Source organism: Mycobacterium heidelbergense (genome assembly GCF_050205645.1).
Lineage (GTDB): Bacteria > Actinomycetota > Actinomycetes > Mycobacteriales > Mycobacteriaceae > Mycobacterium > Mycobacterium heidelbergense_A.
In genome coordinates this window covers 22910-45715 of sequence record NZ_JBNMQT010000029.1, presented here as the reverse complement: position 1 = coordinate 45715, position 22806 = coordinate 22910, and the positions used below count along the sequence as shown (strand labels likewise).

Annotated in this window: 1 protein-coding gene (running past one end of the window); it reads left to right on the top strand. The window is 64.6% G+C overall.

All coding sequences use genetic code 11. From position 1 onward, the window contains the following. Positions 1 to 493: 493 nt before the first annotated feature. Positions 494 to 22806 carry part of the coding region annotated (locus tag ACQI5H_RS22570; RefSeq protein WP_427081516.1) for a LuxR C-terminal-related transcriptional regulator on the top strand (this coding region is incomplete at its 3' end). The annotated region continues 22909 nt past the right edge of the window, so 22313 of the 45222 annotated nt are shown.

Genomic DNA, 22806 nt, shown 5'->3' with positions numbered 1-22806 from the left:
CCGGTCACCGTCGGTGTCTCGGCGGGACGCCAATCAGGGTGTGCCGCAGAGTATTCGACGGACTTGTGCTCCCGCCCGACATACTTCTCGACGATCCCTACCAGGTCGATCGGCGCGACCGAGGCCAGCCCGAGTTTCTCGACAGGTCACGTCCAGATCCGGCGGTTTTGGTGGACAGTGGATGCTCTGCTCCGATTGGTGATACGCTGTGTATCCGGAATCCGCTTGATCGCTGGTTGACTACCTCTCGCGAGTCGCGGATTCCATTCCGCCTGTCGGCGGGCCAAGGCATCGGACGCTGGGCAAGGTGGTGATCTCTCGGAATGGTGCGATACAGCATGTACCAAACGCTGCGCGAGGGACATCTGATGCGGCCGGGTGGCGTCGTGGTTGCGGGCGACGCGAAGTCTTTGTCGGCCTGGCCGGGCTGGGTGGGCGCTAGCCCTCGCGCACCCCGGGTTGGTTTGGTGGCTGGGTGCGGCGGGGTGGGTTGATGGATATCTCGGTGGATATTCAGTTGCCGCCCGCGGTGCGGCCGTTGGCGTATTTGGCGGGTTCGGCGTGGCCGGGACCACCGGCGAGTGAGTCTGGGTTGGATCGGGTCTCGGGCGCGTGGTATCGGGCCGCCGAGGGGTTTTCGGCGTTGATGCCGGCGTTGGCGCGGGTGTGTGCGACCACGCCGGCGGTGTTGGCTGGGCAGACCGCACAGGCCGCCCAGGAGCAGTTTCAGATGTTGTTCGGCGGGCCGTATTCGGTGGACAAGCTGGTGGGGGCCCAAAACGGGTTGGGGGATGTGGCCAAGCAGGGCGCCACCGAGATCCAGGCCGTCAAGCTGGGGATCGCGACCACGTTGACGGTGTTGTTGGCGCAGATGTTGCGGGATCTGGCCAACTCGCCGGCGACTGGGGGTGGGTCGCTGGCCGATATTCCGGTGGCCAAACAGACCGCCGTCGAGGCGATTCGTGAGCTGGCGGCGCAGGCGGAAGGTCGGGTGGAGGCCGCACTAGGTGCGGCGCTGCGCGACACGATGCTGCCGCGGCTGGTGGCCAAGGGTGAGCAGGCCGCCAGCGGGCTGGGCGAGCTGGCCGGTGAGGCGGCCGGTGCCCCGGGGCGGGTGGCGGCGCTGGCGGTGGCCAAACAGCTGGGCAAGGGCGCGAGGGAGGCGTTTGCCATCGGGGCGGCCCAGGAGTCGGGGATCCAGTTCGTTCAGGACGGCGTGGAGGGCCGCGGCGGTTGGGATGCGGCCCAGATTCTCAAGGCCGGGGAGTCGATGGCCGAGGGTGCGTTGGCGGGCGGACCGGCGGGCATGGTCGCTCATGCGGCGGGCGAGGATCTGCCGGCGGTGGTCAATCGGGCGGTGGCCGGTGCGGCCGGGGGTGTGGTCGGCGGTGCGGCGGTCGGCGCTGGCGGCGCTGGGTCCATGGGCGCGGAGTCGCTGTTGGCGATGGGTCTTTTCGGGGCTGGTCACAGTGCGGCGCTGGGCGGTGTTCCTGCCGGGAGCGGCGGCCACGACGCGTCGGGGGGCCCGCCGCCACAAATCGCCCCGCGCGATGTGGCGGCGGTGGTGCCCGCGCCGCGGCCTGCCCTCGATGATCACCTCGGCACCCTCGGCGCCGACCCGGCACCTGCAACCACCAGTGGACATGAGGGTGCGGCCGCATCGGGGGCCGCCGCGCCAGCCACACCCACGCCCACGCCCGCGGGCCTGACTGCCGGGGGCGGTGATCGGGCAGCTGGCGCGTCGGCGGGAACCGGGGAGCAGGGCGCGCGCGCGGCCGGGACCGCCACCGGCGGCCGTCCCACCCAGGCCACGGCGGGGGGCCAGGGCCCGCGCTCCGACGGCGCACCCGAGGCTCGCAGCGGGGCGGCAAGCGCTGAGCGCAGCACGGCCGCCGGCCCCTCAGAGGCGCGGGGTGCACAGCACCCGGGCGTCGACGCTGGACCCCGCGACACGGCGGTCGAAATCCCCACCCCCTCTGGGGTGGAAGCAACACCGGACCCCGGTCATCCACTGGCGGTTCCTGCCGAGCACGGCGCCGATTCAGGCCCAGAAACAACCCCGGATGCGCGCGCCGAGCTTAGGCAACCCGCCGCCAAAGACGCCGAGCCCGGCGTAGACGCCGCCGCTTCACCGCCAGACCACAATCAGCAAACCGGCGGCGAATACCCTGCCGCCACATCCCCCGAAGGCCCGGCCCAAGACGGCCGGATCATCCTGCCCATCGGCGATCCGGACACCCCGGGGGGGCGTGAGGCCGCCGGCGGGCACGTCGAGCCGGTATACGCCGAGCCGGATGCCCACCACACCGAGCAGCCACTGGCTCCGCCGGCAGACGGCGCACCGGGTCGACCGGCAGAGGCCCGGGTGGCTGAGACGACCACAGACCCCGTCGCTCAGGAGCGCGGTAAGCCCGTTGACGCCGCCCGGGCTATGGACCCGCGCCAAGCGACGACGGCGGAAGAGCCTAAGGCTCAGGCCGCACAGCAGAGCAAGGCCGCGCCCGAATCCGCGATGGCCAACCAGGACGAACGGGTGCAAAAGGCGCACGAGAGGCTAGTGCGTGCGGAGGCGGATTTGAAGTCGGCTCTCGAATCTATGAAGAGCCGACTCGACGCCGAGGGGATCGCCTTGCTTAAGGCGGGGGATTGGGATCCGTTGCGCGAGCGGCTTGACGCGGAGGGCAATACGGCCTTAGCCGATCTTAACGATCGCTTCGCGGATCGCGCCCGGGCCAGGTCGGAGCATAAGGCGGCCTTGAAGGTCGCGACTGACATGCGCGAAGCGGCGACGGATGATGCCGTTACGGCCACACAAGCCGTTACGGCCACACAAGAGCGCGCGGACGAGGTCCTCGCCGAAGTCCAGGATGCTCAGAAGCCGTTGCAGGAAACGGAAAAGCGCGACGCAGCGTCGCCGGCCGAGGCCGCCAAGGCTACCGTCGGCGAGCCCAAGGCGCTGGACCGGAACAGGCGGGAGCAGACCGAGCCGGCCGCTTTAGCCCCGCCCGAGAAGCTGCGCTTGAGCGACGCGAGGCGCCACGAGAACGAGGCCCGCGATCGCTACGAGAACAGTCGGGCCGCATTCGATTCGGCGATGGCCAAGCAGGACGAACGGGTGCAGCAGGCGCACGCGAATCTGGTGCGCGCGGAAGAGGACTGGGCGGGGCGGAAGGCGGAACTAGAGGCCGCCAGGGCCGAGCGTGACCGCTTGAGGGGGACTCCCGCGGGATCCGATGCCGCAGCGGAATTCGCGCGCCAGCGACAACTTGCCGACCTGGACTTGCACGTCGCGACCGCCGAAGCCAAAGAGTGGACGGCTAAAGCCGACGTCGAGGTTGCGACGACATCCCTTGACGCCGAGTTGCGGCTCGCATCCGGAAAGCAGCCCGCGGAGGTGGAGGAGCTTTTTGGCTGTGCTCGAGAGCGTACGGAGGCCGGCCAGGCTCTTGAGAACGCGGCTGCGGCCCACGAGAAGGCGTTGCGAGACGAGATCGAGGCGCTCAACAAGGCGACCCAGGCCTTGGCCCAGACGACCGAGGTTGCCCCCAAAGAGCAGGAGGTGATGGGCCGGAATGTGGCGAAGAAGAGGGCCGAGCTGACTCAAGCCGCGCGCAAAGAACCGTGGGTGACTGATGCGCAGGAAAAGGCGGCTGCGGCACGCGCACGCGCTGAGAAGAGTCGGGCCACGTTCGAGTCGGCGATGGCCAAGCAGGACGAGCGTGTGCAGCATGCGCACGAGACGCTGGTGCGCGCCCAGGACGACTTGGCGGCGCGTCAGGCGGAACTGAAGGCCCTTGTTGCTGAGCGTGACAGCTTAAAGGCGACTCCCACGGAATTCGATCCCGCAGCGAAATCCGCACGCCAGCAACAACTTGCCGAACTGAACAAGCGCCTCGGGACCGCCCAAACCGAAGAGTGGCGGGCTAGAAACGGCGTCGAGGATGCGCGGGAGTCCTATGAAGAGGTATTGCGGACCGCGACCGAATCGGTACTTCAGACCCCGATCAAAGAGTGGACCCCGGGGTTGGAAGATCTCGTTGCGAGCGCTCGAGATCATATGGAGGCCAAGGTCGCTCACAAGGACGCTGTTGCGGCCCACGACAAGGCATTGCGTAACGAGGTCGACAAGCGCTACGACGCGGAGCAGACCCAGGGGCAGCAGAGGATCGACGCGGCCGAGGACCAGACCCAACAGGCGTTGGCCGACACCCGTGACCGCATGTATGACTTGCGTGACGTCGTGACGGATACACACAAGACATTCGAGGACGCTCGACAGGCGCGTAAAGACGCGGACGACGAATTCCAGACCAGGGTGCAAGGACAGTGGGATGCGCGCATCGCCGACGCGGGGAAGGCCGTCGCGGATGACGTGGAGGAGTTGGAGAAGCTCCAAGAGGAGCATCACACGGAGTCGACTCGTTCTGAGCCTAGCCGGCAGCGTCTGGAGCATCTGCAGGCCGATATCGCCGACGCCAGGGCGCGGCTGCGCCAGGACATGATCAGGCGTGAGGCGTTGTTGCGCGCCGCGCACGCTGCGCGGGGTGATCACGGCGCCCAGCTGGAGGCAGCGCAGGCCGAGCGGCGGGCTGCATTGAGCGCGGGCCGCGAGCGAGAAGGATCGCTGCTGCGCCGAGCTTGGGCGCGGCTGTTCTCTGGTGGGGGGCCCGAGCGGCAGGAGATCGCCGACTTCGAGTCCGCGGTAACTATCCGCGCCGAACACCTCCAGGAGGAGCTGGCTGTTCATGCGCTGGCCGCCAAGGTTGAGTTACGGCGGGCACAGGAAAAGGCGGCGGCGCAGGCTTATGCCCAGGCGCGCAAGACATTCGAATCGAGCGTGAAGAGGATGCTCGAGCAGCGCATCGCGCTATTGCGCGGGGCGGATGAGGCGTATAGGAAGGCCTACGACGACGGGCTGGCCGATCATATGGTGTTGGACGACGCGCGGCGCGCGCGTGAGGCCGCCGCGGCGGCCGTCGAGAAAATGGCGGCGGTTTATGACGAGCTGATGTGGCGCTCACCGGAGGACTCGGTGGCGGTGCGCGCGACCGACGACCACGTGCTTGACACGATGATTAACGGCACCACCATCGAACGACTCACCACCATGCCCGAATTTGTGCGCCGCGCCACGGGAATGGATATGCGGGAGACGCAGTACATGGCGTGGATGCTCGGTGTCGGTAATGTCAACACCGGCGAGGGCAAGACCCTGATATCGAGCGTCAAGATCGTGTTCGACTTGCTCGAGCATGGCACCGTTCATTTCACGACCAGCAATGACCAACTGGCCTCTGAGATGGTCGACGCGGTGGAGAAACTGACCCGCTCGCCGGTTGGTGAGTTGCCCGTCGACTTCGGACGCATGGACGACAAGGGGGAGTTGCCCGAGGAGGTCGACGGCCGCAGCCGAGGCTACGCCGCCACGTGGGAGAAGTACGAGTTCCGCACACTGCATGAGATCCATTCCATGCTTGAGCACATCGGTGAAAAGGCCGTACCCGCCGAACGCGGCGTATCAGAGAAAGAACTTGAGGCGCGACGCGAACAGATCCTGGCGCCCCTACGTGAGCGGCTCAACGAGCAGCCGCCGCTTCACGTTGTGAAGAAAATTCTCGACGACGCGGCGCAGAGATATGGAAGCGAGCGGCGGTTCAAGCCGTTCCCGCCCGGCCGTCTGATCGCTGACGAATTCTGCACGGTGCTTGACCCGATGGAGGCCGTGTTGTCGCCCGGCGGTAGCGAAGACGCGCCCGCCGAGGAGGTGGCCCTGCATCAAGCGGTCTTGGATCGCATGGACGCAGCCGAAAAGCTCGGGTTGACCGCCAAGCATTTTGGCAGGCCGGACAACACCATGGGGCCGTGGGGTGCGAGCTTGACCGACAAGGCGATCGAGTTCCTCAACCGCGCCGGCGGGGATCCGGTGACCGCTGACGATCCTCATGCCCAGTTGTATGCCGATTGCGCGGAGGCGAAATGGGCTTATCGCCGCAACAGCGATTGGATTGATGCCCATGGGGGCGATCCAGAAGGCGAGGGCAAGGTCGCGCTACTTGCGTCGAGCACCAACGACAAGGTGATGGACGATCGGGAGACGGGCAGCCAGACCCGGTTACAGCGCGTCGGTAAGTTCCTCGACCTGATGGCGCGCAAGCAGATGAAGGCCGATCTGCCGGAAAACTCGCTGTATGTGTCGGTGGATCAATTCATCAACAGCTATTTGATGCACGACACATCAGGATGGTCGGGCACCGCCATACTCGCCCAGCGCGAATTCTACGAGCGCCACGGCATTTTGGTTGCGGAGGTCAAACCGTATTACGAGTCGAAATTGCGTGAAGAGGCTCCACCTCAGATCTTTGACAGCGAGCAAGCCAAACTTCAGGGCATGGCCAGCGACATCCTCGACGACGGGCAGCTTGAGTTGGTCGTGCGGGGCGGTCAGGTTGTTGGCGTGCGGTTGGCAGATCGTCCGCAGTGGGTGGTGTGTTTCGACAACCGCAACATCCGCGGAGACGATATCCGGTTCGTTGGCGGCAAAGAGATCAAACTGACCGATTGGCGCGACAAGCTGGACCACGAGAAGGGGCTGGTCGATTGGTTCGACCAACTGACCGATGCGCGTGCGCGCGCGATGGCCAACGAGCGCGGGCTCAAGATCGCCGACGGTGTCGAATTGAAAGTGGAATACACCATGCGGGATGCCCGCTGGTGGGATGAGCACGGCAACGGCGCGGAGGCCGAACGGCTCGCCAAACTGGAGACCAAGCAGTGGGGCGGCGATAAGTACGACCTGTACAAGTTCCTCGAGGAGCACCTCAAGGACGCCTCCAAAGGTGAGCACCAATGGGACAATCTGCTCGGCAAACACCTTAAAAAAGAGTTTGAAGTCGAATACCACGTGAACAAGGTCGTCGAGTTAATCGGTGAACACGTCAACCTCACGGACGCCTTCGGCGATGAATTTGACGTACGCATGTCCGAGCTCCGCGTACGCATCAGGGAAGCTCTCGACAATGACATCAAGCTCCATTTCGGCAACAAGGGTGACACTCGTGGCATCGACCCGACTCCGAACCGGACGTGGCGCGCGGCCGGGGGCACGGCCGTCAAAATGGACGGCGGGCCCGAGTACGGGGATCGAGCCGTCAGGCAGGCCGAGGGCCGCGCCGCGCGTGGGGGCGAAGGCGAGGACCGGGAAAACGGCGGTACCCCGGGCGGCTACAAGAAGTACTTGTCGCCGGAGAACTTCCGAACTCGGGTGGCTAACGACGTGGTCCGCAAGCAGGTCATTCAATTCCTCGACGCTGTTGGGGCCCGCGATACCGCTAAGACGGCGGCCGAACGTGAAGCCGCCAAAAGTGTTGTGGCGGAGGCAGAGAGAATTCTGCGCGAAGAGACCGCGCCGGCCGTGCAACGTGCGGCCGAAGAGCATCTACTCACCCCCCGGCGCGGGCAAAGCTATCGCACCCGACCCGCACCGGCCCTTTACGTGCCGCCGACCGCGCCCGCAGAGGGCACGCTGAAACTAGGGACACGGCCCACACCGGGGCGCGCGCCGCCCGTCGATGGGGACAGCCGTCCGGTCGAACGGTCGTCGCCAACCGATCACGGCAAGACGGGTGCCGATAGGTCGGCGCCCGGTGGTGTGGGCAAGTCGGGTGTTGCGCCGGCTGGTGGGACCACGCCGGCCGAGCAGAGCACTTCGCCGGTCGAGCCGCTGGGTGCAGCGCCGCAGGTTGCGCTGTCCGACGGTGGTGGCGCCACGGTGGACGCAGCTCCGCCGGTTGGTGGGGACGCGACAGACGTTTTGGCGGTTGGCGCGGGGACGACGGATGCTCCGTCGGTTGGTGGGGGCGCAACGGATGTTCCGGCGGTTGGTGCGGACACGTCGTCCGTCACTGTCGACGATTCCGTCACTACCGATTCGGCCAAACCTGCTGCGGCCGAGGCGGATCCGGAGTCGGTCGAGCAGGCGTCAGTGCCGTTGTTGGGCGCCGTACCGCAGTTGGCTTTCTTCGCGAATCGTCTCAAGAAGCGTGCCACTACCAGGAGCACTGCCAGTGCCGACGCCAGCCGTGCCGTCGCGCAGACCCAGAGTGCTTTAACCGCAACCGAATTCGCCAACTATCTCCGCGGCCATGCCATCGCCGGAGCTGACTCGCAATCACCGCAATCCGTCGCCGCCGACAGCCAATGGGACCACAGTCCCGACATCGGCGCTCTGGGCGCCGCGCTCCTGGACCCTGAGGACGAGACCGATCTGGTCTTCCTGACAACCGCCCCGCCGACGCCCGGTGAGCCCGAGCAGGTGTGGACCCTAACCACTCCCGAGCCCGACGACGGGAGATTCAAAGACGGGGAATTGCAGCTGCACTGGGTCGTCGCCGCCCCCACTGACACCGACCCCCACGCGACCGTGGAGCACGACTACGCGTGCTCGACGGAAGCGCACGTCCTCGGCCACCTCCAACTTGAATCCGGCACCACCGTGCACGCCATCGCCGTCAACAGCGACGGCGTCCCCCTGCCCGCAATCGGGCTTGGACCCGCGCCCAGTGCCGACCGACGCGACGGCAAGTCGAAGTCGAAATCGGAGTCCCCTACCGGCGAAGAGTCATCGCGCGATGCCGGCCTCACCGACATCCGCAGCCTGGACCCGCAGCTGGCCCAACAACTGGCCGAACACGGTGTGCTGGTTGGTCGTCTGGCGATCAAGCAGGCGCTGGGCGGCGACCCGCCGGGTGGCGTGCCGGGCGAAGCCGATGTCGTCGAGCTATCGGTGACCAAGGAGCTGTACGACCAGCTGGCGGACCCGGAGTCGGGCTGGACGACGGTGGAGATCAGTGACGAGGAGGATTACCGCACCCTGCCCAACGGGCTCAAGGTCGGCGTCTTGCCCCAGCCCTCCCGGCGTTACCCGGCGTTGGCACTTGGCCGGCTGCGGGTGTCGTACGGCTGGCACGGCCTGGTGTCGCACGAAGATCTGTGGGACCGAAAGTGGCAGCCCATCGAGGCAGTACACATCGCCGAACTCGGCGAAATAAAGCACGTGGCCTGGCCAGCCGAGGTTTACGCCCGGATCCAGGAACGCAACCTGCCGCGCGACGAACCTTTGGCCGATTGGGTCAAGGCGCGGCTCCTGAGCGAGACGGCTCCGCCCCTGTCGACCGATGTGCTTGACGGCGAGATCAAAGAGATCACCAACATGCTGCTGGCGGAGCTGCCGGCGGAGCAGCGGATGGACTTGATGAAGCCAAAGACCGTCAAGCTGATCCTGCTGACGGCCGAGGAACTATTCGCCAACCGTGTGCTGTATGGACACCCGAAAATCGGCAGGGCAAATCACCTGCACGGGAAATTGGAGAAGAAGGAATATCAGGTCGGGGCCTTCTTCCACAACGGCTTCGGAATTTTGGAGGACCTGCGAAACATCGTGCGCAATGGTGTGCTGCAGGGCGAGGACACCGAAGATATCGCGTCGGCGATGGCCGCTGATGCCGGCAGCGACCTCGACTACGGCGGCGGCCGGGAGCGCGAAAACCCAGAGAACTACGACGAATTGGCCTCGGCAAAACTGCTGTACGCTCGCGCCCTGCGGTATGAAATTGGCGACGACGATGATGATATTGATGCCCGGCTGATGGCGATGGCGGTGCACGGCACCGGATTCGACGAAGAAACCAAAGCCCAGCGGGCCAAGGACACCGCCCGTCTGCGGCGGATATGGGAGATCGATGAGACTCACGCGGCGCGCGCCGACAAGATCACCCGCTGGGTGGCGGCTGCCGACCTGCATGGCCTCTCGTCGCCGGATTCGCCGGAGACCGAGCTGGATTTGTTCCAGGAGGACGAAAGGTCCGCGCGCATAGGTCCGCGGGTGCTGGGCCGGGTGTTCAACAGGGCCGGCATTCGGGTCAACGACATCGAACAGGCCGACCGGCTAACGGGGATTTACGGTAACACCCAAGAGTTTCCTCCTGTGTACGGTCCCAGGCTGATGACCTCCCGCCAGAGCCTCATCAAGCAGCTGCGCGGCGGAGCGTTCTTCCGCAGGATCTACCAGCCGCCGAACGAATGGGTGCTCGACCGCGACCGCGGTCGCGATGAGCTGCGCCTCGATCACGCCACATTCAACGACCTGACGGCCGACCGGTTGGAAAACGACCCGGGCTACACGCTGGAGGATGCTCGCCGGGACGCCAAGCGGCACACCGCCGCTATGGGTGAAAAGTATGGACGGCCCGCCGCCGAAGACCTTGGCGACGCGCACAACCGCGGGGCTCCCGATCCTCTCGTTTCCCAGTGGGGCCGCCTCATTGCCTCGTACGGCTGGATGGCTGACGAGCAATGGCGAGAGCGCGTTCTGCAGCGAATGGAGTCAATCGATCCATATCGATTGTCTCGTGGAGCTGTTCCAGTAGAGGACGGCGGCGACAAAACCGTGGGCCTTCCTGCTGCCGGGAGCAAGCGAGTTCTGGTTTTCGCGTACGACTGGGGATTGGCGCACGGCGGGGCTCAGGCGGTGAACATGGACCTGTGCCGCGGGCTGGCCGAGGCTGGCCACGAGGTGCTTGTGTGCGCAGTCGAGGTGGTCCCCGGATCCGAGATTCCGCAGGGGATCACTTTGATCACAGTGCGCGACATGTTCTCCGATTGGGACGACCTGCCGGATGACGTCGACCTCGTCATCGGTCATAGCGGATGGGCAGCCATGGCTGCGCGCATGTTTGCCAAGAAGGTTGCCGAGCAGAATCCTGCCGTACGAAGGGCGCTTATTATCCATGAAACGCCGATCCCCAGGAACATTCTGCGGGACAGGCCAGGTATCGGGCGTTGGATCCTAGCCGCCGACATTTTCGCTGCCGGCGACGTGAACGCCGGCGTGGGTTCGATGCTGGGCCGGTACGCCCTGACCGTCTCGACATCGGCTGGACGAGGCGCGACCCACGAACTGACTCCCGTCGTGGCGATGGCCGAACAGCCGCCGCTGCCTTCTGCTGACGAAGCGAAAGTCTTGTTTCTCGGGCGAGTCGAGGACCCTGTGAAAGGCGGTGAGCCACTTGCCGCTGCGGTAGGTGGTCTGGGCGAGGAAGGTCCGAGTGTTCGCCTGGTCGCACTCGGCTATCCACCTGCGAAGTTGGAGCAAGGTAAGGCGAAGCTGGCGGAACTCGTCGGCGATGCTGGCGCGGTCGAGGCATTGCCGCACACGTCTGACGCCAACGCAATTCGTGACCAGGTTCGCTCGGCGGCAGTCGTCGTGGCGCCCTCTCGGTTTGAAGATTTCGGTTTGGTGGTGACCGAGGCGATCGCGCAGGGAGTGCCGGTGATCGCGACAGCCGACAGCGGCGCGGGCAGGTTGCTAGTTGAGCTCGCCGATCGAGTCGGCATTACGGGCAAGTCGCGGCGCAAGTTCATCAGGCGCGTGGCACGGTTCAACCTCATCAAGCACGACGCGGGCGCACCCGTGGACGTCGAGGTGCTAAAGGAGCGGCTCGGCGCGGTGCTCGCGGACCTGCCCGCCGCACGGGCTCATGCACGCGGCCTACAGCACAAGATGAGCAGCTACACCAGAGTCCGGAGCGCACAGGGGCTGATCGATGCGGCGTTCTCCGCGCTGATAGTGCCGCCACGCCAACCGGTTTGGACGCGCACCCGGGTCACAGTCGAACCCGATCGCCTGCTGGTGCACACCACCCCGGGGGTGGAGCTGACGGAGTACGACATCGCCGAGGCTGTCGCGGACGCGATGACGACCGATCCGGACGTCATGTCGGCGATGATCGCCCAAACTCCCATCGAAACCATAGACGTGGTGTCGGCAGCCTCGGAGCCCGCACCGGATCCGATCGGGTGGGCATCTCCGCTCGACCCGCACGCTGTTGATTCTCAGGGGCGTGCGGTCACGCACCGCGATTATCCGTTGGATGAATACATTCGCATGCTGGAGAAAAAGGACGGCCAGGCAGTTGGGCATGAGCGACGGGAGACAATCCGTCGGGGGTGTATCGGCATTGTGCTGGACCGTCTCGGCCAAACCGCCGGAGATCCCTCGATGAGGATCGCCTTCAGTGACGTGAAGTCACACGCGCAGATCGCGAAGCTAGGTAAAACCTTGGCCCCTATCGAGGCGGCCGAGAGCAATCTGGCGTTCTTTCAGATGCTCCTCACCGACGCGGAAGACGGCATAAGGAAGCACGGAACAGACGATTTGACTTTCACGCACGGCGCGTCCGGGATAACAATGAGTGCAACCGAGCATCTGGAATGGTGCCAGGCAAATCTAGAGAAAGCCAGGGAAACGTTATCAAGGGTTTCCACAGGACATAATGCTAAAGAATTGCAAGATGCCATGAACAAAGCGAAAGTCGAAGGTAATAAACGTATCTTCGCCAAAGCCGAATACTATGCGAATGAACTGAACAAAATATTTGCAACAAAACCCGTGGATGCCGCAGAGATTGTGCGCCTGGTGCAAGCGCATCCCGATTCCGATCTCGGTCGACTCGGTATCGAGCAGGCCCTGCCCAGCGGCAAACTACAGAGCCTCGAGGCGGTGATCATTTATAAGGACTTGTGGTCCGGTCAAAATGAAAATGCCCGCTCATTCAAAATCGAAGATACCGATGTCGACCTCACGTATGGCGTCGACACACCCGATCCCACAAGGTTTGCGCCAAACCCCCATACCGGTCGGGTCGATATGTCGAAAGATCTGCATCAAGCTCGGCCGCCGAACGGCACGAATTTTAATTATGCATGGTACGACAAGGAAACCAACACCTGGTGGGGTGGCTACGCCGGAGACTACGACCCGGCGAACCCAATGCGCGTCAAGCAGTGGACCGCCGAGGCTCTATTCACGCATCGCTGGGACTATGACGTCTCAGCATTTTCGATCGAAATTGTCGAGAAGCGCGCCGGATGGCGATACCTGAAAAAGGAAACAAACCGACCGATGCCGGGCCTCGACGGCGTGCCCGCTGTGTCGATGTCCGAGCAGACGTTCGGTGCTGTGCCGGCCGACGGGCCCGGCGACGCAGCTGATGGCGAGGCAGACCTGCACGTGGGTGTCGCGGACCGACCTAGCGAACCGATGTTGGCTTCGGGTCGCGAGGGGGTGCTCCAAGAGGTCCGCGACCTGCTGGCGGACTACCTGGTGCCCTCGGGTGATGAGCACCTAGACACCGCCGAGTCGAATCCCCCCGCTGCATCGCCTTCGTCTGCTCCTGCCGAAGGGTCGGCTGGGGGTGAGGAAGAAGGCCTGCGCGGGCCCGCGGAAACCGACGTCAGCGGCCGCGACAACACCGGCGTCCATGAGCAGGACGGCGAAAGCTGTGCTCGACGAGAGGCACGAGGGCCGGCAGTGGAACCCGCGCACGGATCGCCCCCCGCTTCGTTGACCGACCTGGACCGCTACGAGGGCAAGCTGTTAAGGCTACTAGGCCAGGGGCTCAGCAATGCGCAGATCGCCAAGAATGTCGGATTCACTGAGAACACGATCAAGCATCATGTCGGCAGGCTGCTGCGCAAGCTGGGACTAGATAACCGCACCCAGGCGGTCAACTTGGCCAACGAGCTTGGCGCCCGGGAGCCGTCGCAGGGCGCGCCAGAAGCCCTTCGGCTCCGCACCGCTGTTGAGGGGCTAACAGGTCGCGAGCGTGAAGTATTGACGCTGCTGGTGTTGGGGCTCGAAAACCAACAAATCGCCGACGAGTTGGGCATCGGCGTAAATACCGCGAAGACCCACGTCAAGACCCTACTGGCCAAGCTTGAAGCAGGCACGCGCAGCCAGGCGGTGGCAAAGCTCGCCAAGTATGACCTACTGGATGAGTTTGGCGTAGACAAAATAGATCTGAAAAAGCTGACGAAGCGGGAACAGCAGGTGTTTAGGCAGTGGGCCGAGGCGCTGTTAAGTAATAATCGCATCCGTGACAGGCGGCAATTCGACCTGCACCGCGACGAGCGCAAGCTGTTGAGGCTACTAGGCCAGGGGCTCAGCAATGCGCAGATCGCCAAGAATGTCGGATTCACTGAGGACACGATCAAGCATCACGTCAGCAGGCTGCTGCGCAAGCTGGGACTAGATAACCGCACCCAGGCGGTCAACTTGGCCTACGAGCTCGGCGTGCTTGTTCGGAAGCCGTCGGAAGGCGCGCCAGAAGCCCTGCGACTCCGAGCCGCTGTTGGGGGGATGACACTTCGTCAGCTTGAGGTTTTGACGCTGCTGGCGTTGGGGCTCGAAAACCACCGGATCGTCGACGAATTGGGGATCGGACTAGACACCGTGAAGGGCCACGTCAAGGCTGTGCTGGCCAAGCTGGAGGCAGACACGCGCAGCCAGGCTGTGGCCAAGCTCGCCAAGTACGGCCTACTTGGCGAGCTTGGCGTGCGCGATTCAGCGTCCCTCGACGATGCGCCGCCAGCTCAGCCGACAGGGCCGGAAAAGCTGACGAAGCGCCAACTGCGGGCGTTGAGGCGGTGGGCCGAGGCGTTGTCAAGCGATGAGGGCATCGCTGACCCGCGGCAATACGAGCTAAAAGGCATGGACCCTGTCCTCCGTGACGCGATGGAGTGGCTGGGGGCGCTCACTCCAGCTCACCTGATGGCGATGGCCTGCGCGAGCCACTTGGTCGAACTACCGGAAGACGAGCGCGGGTCACAGCTGAGCCGTGCGGAACGATTTGTGGTGGGGTGCTTGGCCGTCGGAAACAAGGAAGCCGACATCGCCAAGCGCCTGCGCATCCCGGTTTGGGAAGCTAGAAAGCTGATCCGCGGTGCCCGGAGCGAGCTTGATGCGGGCAGCGACGCCGAGCTGGTGCTGAACGCCTACAAGCGACGCGTGCTCCGGCTGCCGTCCCGGACTGACAGGTCAGCATCCTCGCCTGCGGGCCGGGTGGGCCGCGGCGGCGACCGCGAGTTCGGCGAGCCGCACGAGGGTGACGGCGACACCACTGACGAGGACTTTGGCGGCACTGCGCCCGACAACGCTGAACAACGCGACACCGACATCCCCGGTGCTGAGGACGCCGGCCCTATCCGCGTTCTCCGCGGCGGCTCACTCGAACACCCGTCCGAAGTCGGTGAGTCCAAGGTTGTGGTGGTTTTCGCACACAAGTGGGGATTGGCGACGGGCGGGGCCGCGACGATGAACATCGACTTGTGCCGTGGGTTCGCCGAGGCCGGCTATGAGGTGTACGTCTATGTGGGGGAGGTGATTCCCGGGTCCGAGATTCCGCCGGGTGTCACCGTGCTTACGCCGCGCGATCGTGATCCCACCGCCGACGCGCATCAGCTGATGTTCCCCGACTGGGATGCGCTGCGGGCGTGTCTGTCAGGCAACCCGGACTACGTCATCGGCCACACCAAGCAGGCAGGTATGGCGGCGCGCATGTTCGCCAAATGGGTTGCCGCGCATCACAATCCTGATGTGCTAACGGGGCGGATCGTGCATGAGACGCCGGCCCGTAGGCGCGCGCTGCCCAGGCCAGGTGGCAGCCTCTGGAGCATCGCCACCGACATCTACGCTGACGCCGACGTCTTCGCCGGCATCGGCTCGGTGCTGGGCCGGTATGGCGCGAGCGTCGCGGCATCGGCTGGGCGAGGCGTTCCGCACGTACTGGCTCCCGTCGTGGAGCTGGCCGAACAGCCGGCGCTGCCCTCTTCCGAAGAACCTTTGGAGGTGCTGTTCCTCGGGTTCGTCGGCGCCCGTCACAAAGGCGGTCCCGAACTCGCCGCAGCGGTCGGCGCACTGCCTCAGCCAGAACAGGGCATTCGCCTGGTCGCACTGGGCGGTCCAATTGAGCCCGAGAAGTTGGAAAAGGAACAGGCGAAGCTGGCCGAGGGCGTCGGCGATCCTGCGGCCGTGGAGGTATTGCCGCGCACGTCGGACCCCAACAAGATCCGTGACCAGATCCGCAAGGCAGCGGTTGTGGTGGTGCCCTCGTGGGTAGAAGGTTTCGGTTTGGTGGCGACCGAGGCGATCGCTCAGGGAGTGCCGGTGATCGTGACAACCAGCAGCGGTGCGGGCGTGTGGCTGACCGAGCTCGCTGACCGCGCTGGCATGACGCGCAAGGCGCGGCGCGAGTTCATCAGGGACGTGAAGCGGTTCAACCTCGTCAAGCACGACGAAGGCGCACCCGTGGATGTCAAGCTGCTCACGGAGCGCCTCCGCGTGGTCGCGTCCAACCCGCGCAAAGCACGGCAGCATGCAGCCCGCTTGCAAAAGGTGATACGCCACGCCGGCGCCTACACCAGAAAAGCCAGTGCGCAAGGGCTGATCGACGCATTGGATGCCGCGCCGAAAACCCTGCCACGCGACAACTGCTGGGACCACATCCCGGTGACGGTCGAATCCGGGCGCATCGTGGTGCACACCTCAAGGCACGACACGAGAAAGGTGCTCACGGACTACGACGCCCCCGAGGCGGTCAAGGAGAAGATGGATGACGACCAGGGACTGATGGCGGCGATGATCGCCCAAACTCCCATCGAAGTCGTGTGTGACGACTTCCCCGACTTCCCCGACGTCGCCGGCTGGAACCCGGTGAACGGGCTTGCCGCGTTGTCCGAGACATTGCTGGATCAGTGGCAACACCTGCAGTCTGGCGGTTGGCGTTTCGCGTTCAATGCGGGCAGCGGTAGCTATACGGATCACGACAGCACAGTCATCAACATTGATCCCCAGCAGCTGCGGGATCCCAAAAAGGCGGTGTACGTCATCGCCGAAAAATTCGGATACGCGATGGCCGGACTGCCAGAGCCCGATACCAGCTCACCGGATGCGGATCTTCAAACGCGAGGCGGCGGGCGCGAAGCGGCGGCCGCTAGGAACGCTATGAAAGTACTACGGGAGATCCTGGCCAACGGCGGGCCGAACATCATCAAGGCTCTGAGGCCGGACGCCGCCGATGCCGACGCGTTGCCGTCGGCTCCTGATGTGGCTGCGCGGCAAGCGGATTCGAGCGTCGCTGAGATCGATCTGCTGCAGAACCTCAAACCCGCGCTGGAGGGATTGCATCGGGTCGTGGTTGATCTGCCGAACCTCAAGTCCGCGTTGGAGGGGCTGTATCGGTGGTTGGTTGACCGCGGCGTTGTGAACCAGTCTTTCGAGCAGTGGGTGGGAAACATCGCCACGATCAAGGATGCGTTGGAGTGGATGCACCGCTACCTCGCGGAAAGCCACATGGTGTCGGAGTCTTCGCCTTTCGGGCGGTGGTTTAGCGGGCTCGCCGGCTACGTCCCGGAAGGGTGGGACCTCTTCGACGGAGATGTACAGCCCGACGCGACTGTGCAGAGCGACGCGGCGCCACCGTCTGATCCTGCCCACGTGGTGTATGCGGTGTTCGCGCTGAGATTCGGGTTGCCCTACGAGTTGTTGGTGGGGTCGGCCGGGTCCGACCAGCCCGTGCTCGGACTGCTGAGACGTCACGCGGAATTGGTCAGCCGCGGTGAGGCCCCATGGGATTTCGCGAAATGGCTGGAGGGCGGCCGCGATGCGGTGATCGCACTTCTGGGGGTTACCGATCGCCCTAAGCGTGGACTGGGCGGCTGGGGGCCGCGCGTTAAGCGCGATGCGCGTGACTACCCCGAAGACGGGTTTGGCCGCGGTATACGTAGATCCCGATCCAGGGGAGTACGAGGGCCTGCCAGGGCCAGCATCTCCGGCAGCGGCGACCACACCCCGGGCGACCCAGCAGAACCCGGCGATGCGACCGCCACGGTCCAGGACCCGACGTCGTCCGCCGGTTCCACCAGCGGCGCCGTAGAGGACCCTGGCCACGGCGGAGCACACCAGAAGGTGGCGCAAAGGCTGCGCGAAAAGCATGGCACCCGTGCATCTTTCGGCAACTTCGATACCGATGCGGTTCACGACGTCGAGTGGGTCGTGGATTGGTTCGGCACGGAGTTCGTCGATGGTCTACTGATCGAGGCGCTCGATGTTACGGATGAGCTCGCTGAAAACGCCCGATATGAAACACAGTTGGGCCTCGGTGGTATCTCTGTCCGGGTCAATTCCGGCGCGGTGTCGTCCCCGGGGCCGCTGTCGGCGGTGTTCGCTGACCGGCCGGTGGTGGCGTTGGTCTTTGAGGCGTTGGCGTCGGCGTTGGTCGAGTCCGGCGGGTATCGGGCGATCCTGTTCGCCGATCGGGTATTGCGGGAGACCTACCAGGGCCCGGGCGACGAATACCTCGCCTGGCGCGACGAGGTTGTGCCGGGCGGCGTCGAATGGAAGGCGCACGCGGCCGTGCTCAATGCCATTGCCGCCGTGGCGCTGGGCGCCAGCAGCGACGAGCAGCGTGTGCTGGTTGAACTGGCCAAAGAGCAGACCCAGGTGGTGGCTGAGCGACGGGCGTTACTACAGCACGAACCGGTGGATCGGGGCGGCGAGGTTGATCTGAGTTTGAACCCGACTGCGCAAGCGGTGGTCGACGAACTGCAAATGGAGCTCGATGCTGATCCGTTTGGGTTCGAGGATGCGGATCGTGATGTTGCAGTCAATGTCGGGCAGGCGATCATCGACGTCGCGCAGCTGCCCCTGATCCATTTCCCACGTGGGGGTTTCGGAGAAACCGGGCAGGGAACTGTACGGAAAGGCAGAACGGCGGTTACCGCTGACCCCCTCGCTGGAATGCGGCTGAGCGTGAATGCGGACTTCGCTGCCAATCCGGAAAAGTACTCGGCGGAGTCCACTCGCGCGTCGCTGCTGGGCTATTATTGCGATCCGGTCGGAGCTGTCGGCTACGGCGACATGATCAGCGCGTTGGGTCGGGCCATCATATTTGAAGCCCAATATCGCCTGGCACCGATCGACGGGGAACAGGCAGCCAACGAGGACGAACCAGGGCTCGATCTCGTGGAACAGGCGTTGCCCACGCTGCGCCGCTATCACCAGGTTATTGGGGGGCAGCCGCAGGATTTCATGCGATGGCTGCGCAATGGGCTGACGACGGCGTGTTTCGACGAACACGGCGCCTTCGAACCGGTTAAAGCGCTGGTGGAATCCTTTGCCGCAGTCTGGCATTGGGGGCTGCGGGCCAGTGCGCCAGAAAAGGTGCTGTGCGTGCTGCTGTTGCATGCGATAGGCACTACCGAGCAACGCCAGGCGTTGGTCTTGCAGGAGAATCCGAACCTTGGGCTCGGAACCAGGTTCGACGAGGTCTTCGAGTTCGCTGGCCTCATCGACGAAGACGACGATGACGATGCAGCGCACGGGGACGAGCGGCGCCAGATACTAACCAGTAGCGAGGTGATGATCCTTATCGCGGAGTCGCAGATGTTCGGCGCCGCCGAGCTGCTGAACTCCTTGGCCGGCGGGCTGAGTAGCCCAGTGGATCCGGAGCCAGTGTTGAGAGTCGGTGAGGGAGAACAAGTCGTTCGGTACCTGATACGTGTCGCAAAACACTTGGAGGAGTGGCGAAATCTGCTGAGCTTAGGAGGGAGCCCAAGCACCTCAGACGATCGGATTCTGAATCAGATTAACGTCGTCGCAAGCTATTACAAGGAAACGGTTGACGACGTTCGGGCCTTCGGGGACGCGGTACACACGGTGCGGCAAACCCTCAGCACGAGCTCGTACGGGGTGTGGGCGCAAGCGGCCGCGCAGAAGGTGTATGCCGGCGCCTTGACCGCACGAGAGCGCAGCGTGGATGCACTCGTCGAGCTGGCGGAGCGACTCGACCAACAAGTGCCCCGCCAGCAGTTGGTGGCGGACCAGCAACTCGTCGCGAAAGCTCGGGAGCTCCTTGACGCCGCTTACGCACACGGATATGACCGTGAGCTGCTTCACAAGGCTCTCGCTACATGGATGAACATCGAGGTCTCTGTGCATGCGCTGACCTACCTGGAGCAGGTGCTGGGTGTTCCCGCAAGGACGTCATCCTCTGGGTTCAAATACCGGCCGCGGGCCGACGTGGCGAACCCGCTCGATCGTGCGGTCGCGGAACTCATCGACGCCGAGGGCGTGCCCGCCAAGGTGTTTGGGCTGCAGGACACGCGCAGCGCGGCGATCACCTACGTCCGCGACATTTGGCACTCGGGTGTTTCTGCGTTTGCCGCGGGGACAAGAGCGGTCTCGGAGGTCGCGACCCCTGCGGTGTTGCGCGCGATGAAGGACTGGTTCGCCACGATCAATCGGTATCTCGTGCACCGCGATCAAGGTGAGCGCTCCGACGAGATGGAAAACGACATTGGCCTGATCGATGCCGACCAACGGCTCAAGCCGCTCCCTGAAGACGTCGTAGTGCGCGCATGGCTGCCTGTCGACCACGTGGAGGTGCCCAGCGAGCCGGGTGCCGTCATGCATCTAAGCGGTTATCTGGTGGGTGAGGTTCACAACACCGCGATGCCAATGCAGTCGGTGATCGCACGGTATCCGCTGATCGAAAGGTATCGCGGCCAAGATGGTCTGGTGGTGTTCGTGCGGCTTCCCGCCGGCACGCCCGCGCTGGGTCTCGATGTACACGGGCAGGCCGTGGTGGTGGCGGCCCGCGACCTGAACATCGTGGTGACTCGCACAGAGCGCGCGGGCGACGGCCTACCGCAGTGTGTGTTCGGCTATCACCCCGCCGCCGCCGGACGCGCGCCGACAGGCGAACTGCCCGAGCATGCGTTGCAGGGTTCCGATCGGCCCGGAAACCCACCAGGTTCACTCGGCGATGAGGATGAGACGCCCGACCGCGAGGTGCAACGGCAGCGCAGCGAAGGTGAGGGTCCTGGTGGGTCCGAGGAGACCGGCGGCGAGACGCTTCTGGATGTGGAGGCGGAGATCGACCGTGTGGGCACCGATCGCAGCGCCATCAAATTGGCTAGGCGCCTGGTCCGCGAACGGCATCGGGAGCACCTGGAGGAACGGGCCGCAGCCGTGCGTCGGGAGCTGCTTCTCAAGGAGCCGGCGTCGGGGGTCAGCGACGATGAGGGCTGGGCCGCGTTCCTTGGCACCGAGCGTGCGCGCCGAATGATCGACACTTCGGCGGCGGACGATACCGAGACGTGGGTGGGTACCTGGCGTGAGCGCGCGCAAGCGGCCGACTCCAACTTTGTGGATTGGCTCGCCTGTATCTATCGCGCCGAGCACGGGTGGGACCTCGAGATCGATGCGTCGCTGGATGGGGATCGGCGTGTCGGCATCGACGCACTGGTCGCCGCGCTCAAGGACCTGGCCGATGCCGGACGGCGGATGCGTGCAAACCGTCCGGTCGATCTCGAGGACCTGGCGGACCCGGGGCGGCGCCAACTGCTTGACAAGATCGCGAACACTCGGCGAGAGCTCGCCGAAGCGTGTCCCCAATATTTCCAAGGCAAGACGTCGACTGGACAACCGATCACCCCAGACGCCCCGGAATGGAATCGGATCGAGGGTCTAGTGCTATTGGTGTTTGGTTTGTGCGGCGAGATCGCGGTGGCCGAGCAATTCGACCGGGTCGACGCCGTATCCCAACGTGTCACCGCTAAGCACCCGACACTGGGGCGCATCGTCGCCGAGATCGACCTCGTCACCGATAACGGGCGGGTCTGGCATGAGGTGAAAGTCGAGGCACCCCGCAAACTGCAGGACCGCAAACCCACGCTGAGAGCCCAAGCCCTCAGACAACTTCGGGCGTCCCATTCCAACAAGAAATACTGGGTCAACGGGAAGCCGCCGCGGATCATCTGGCATTGCTTGCGCGGTGTGCCGCGCGGCATCAAGCAGATGCTGGAAAGCCTCGAGGACGAGGACGGAAACCGCCGCATCGAGGTGGTCGACTACTCACGAGAGCTCAATGAGTGTGGTCGGGCGTTGGTGGCCAAGATCAAGGACCGTGTTGAGCACAACACGCGCGATCATCCCGAACGTCGTTGGCCGGTACGTGTTCCCGAGGTTGAGAGCAACCCTGCCGCGGTTGAGGGCAACCTGGGAGTACCGGTCGCCGAGGTGCTGGCAGGGATGCTGGGCCAAGACGGGCTGCCCGGCGAGGTCTTTGAGTATTTCCGGCATCTGGATGACGACGTGTCGATCCCCGAGCTGGCCGGTGCTGTGCGCGGGTGGATTGACGATACGGCTGGGCCGGATGCCGCGGACGGGCTGATGGTGGCGGTGCTCATTCCGCCGAAACTGGGCCAGACGACCTGGCATGCCCAGCTGTGGGCCCCGAATGAGGCTGGCATCCTGGAGCCAGACGACCTCGGCCTGGAAAGGGTTGCCGGCCAGCCCAACTCGGGCACGGACCGGTTGGTGTTGATCCTGACCAAGGAAGGACATCCGATGACGCCGGTGCCGGCGGCGTTCATGCAGAACTACCCGAACATCCGCTGGCACTACGGACCCGACCAGTTTGACTTTGACTTCTATGTGGGCGCATCCGGGAAGCCCGACCATCATGCAGACGGCGAGTCTGGCGCGGACGACGCCGCGATCGGGGTCAGCCATGCCCGCGGGGAATCGAACGCTGAAACGCGCGCGGGTGTGGGAAGTCGTGAGCCCGGAGGCGATGAGCCGTCGGAGCAGGGCGCAGAGATCCTGACCGAGTACCAGTGCCGGTTGATTTGGTTGGTGGCCCAGGGGCTCAACGACAAACAGATCGGCGAGCGGGAAGGCACCAGCGCGTCGGAGGCGGTAAAGCTTATCGGGGAAATCCTGGACAAGCTCGATGCAAAGGGCGACCGTACTCAGGCAGTCGCGAAGGCCTACCTACTCGACCTAATACGTCCGCAGTGGCCGCACGGCCCAGACCACCTGCTCGACATCATGGCTAAGTTGGCCCCTCCTGAACGCGAGGTGCTGATGTTGCTGGCCGAGGCGCTAAATACCAAAGCGATCGCCAAAAG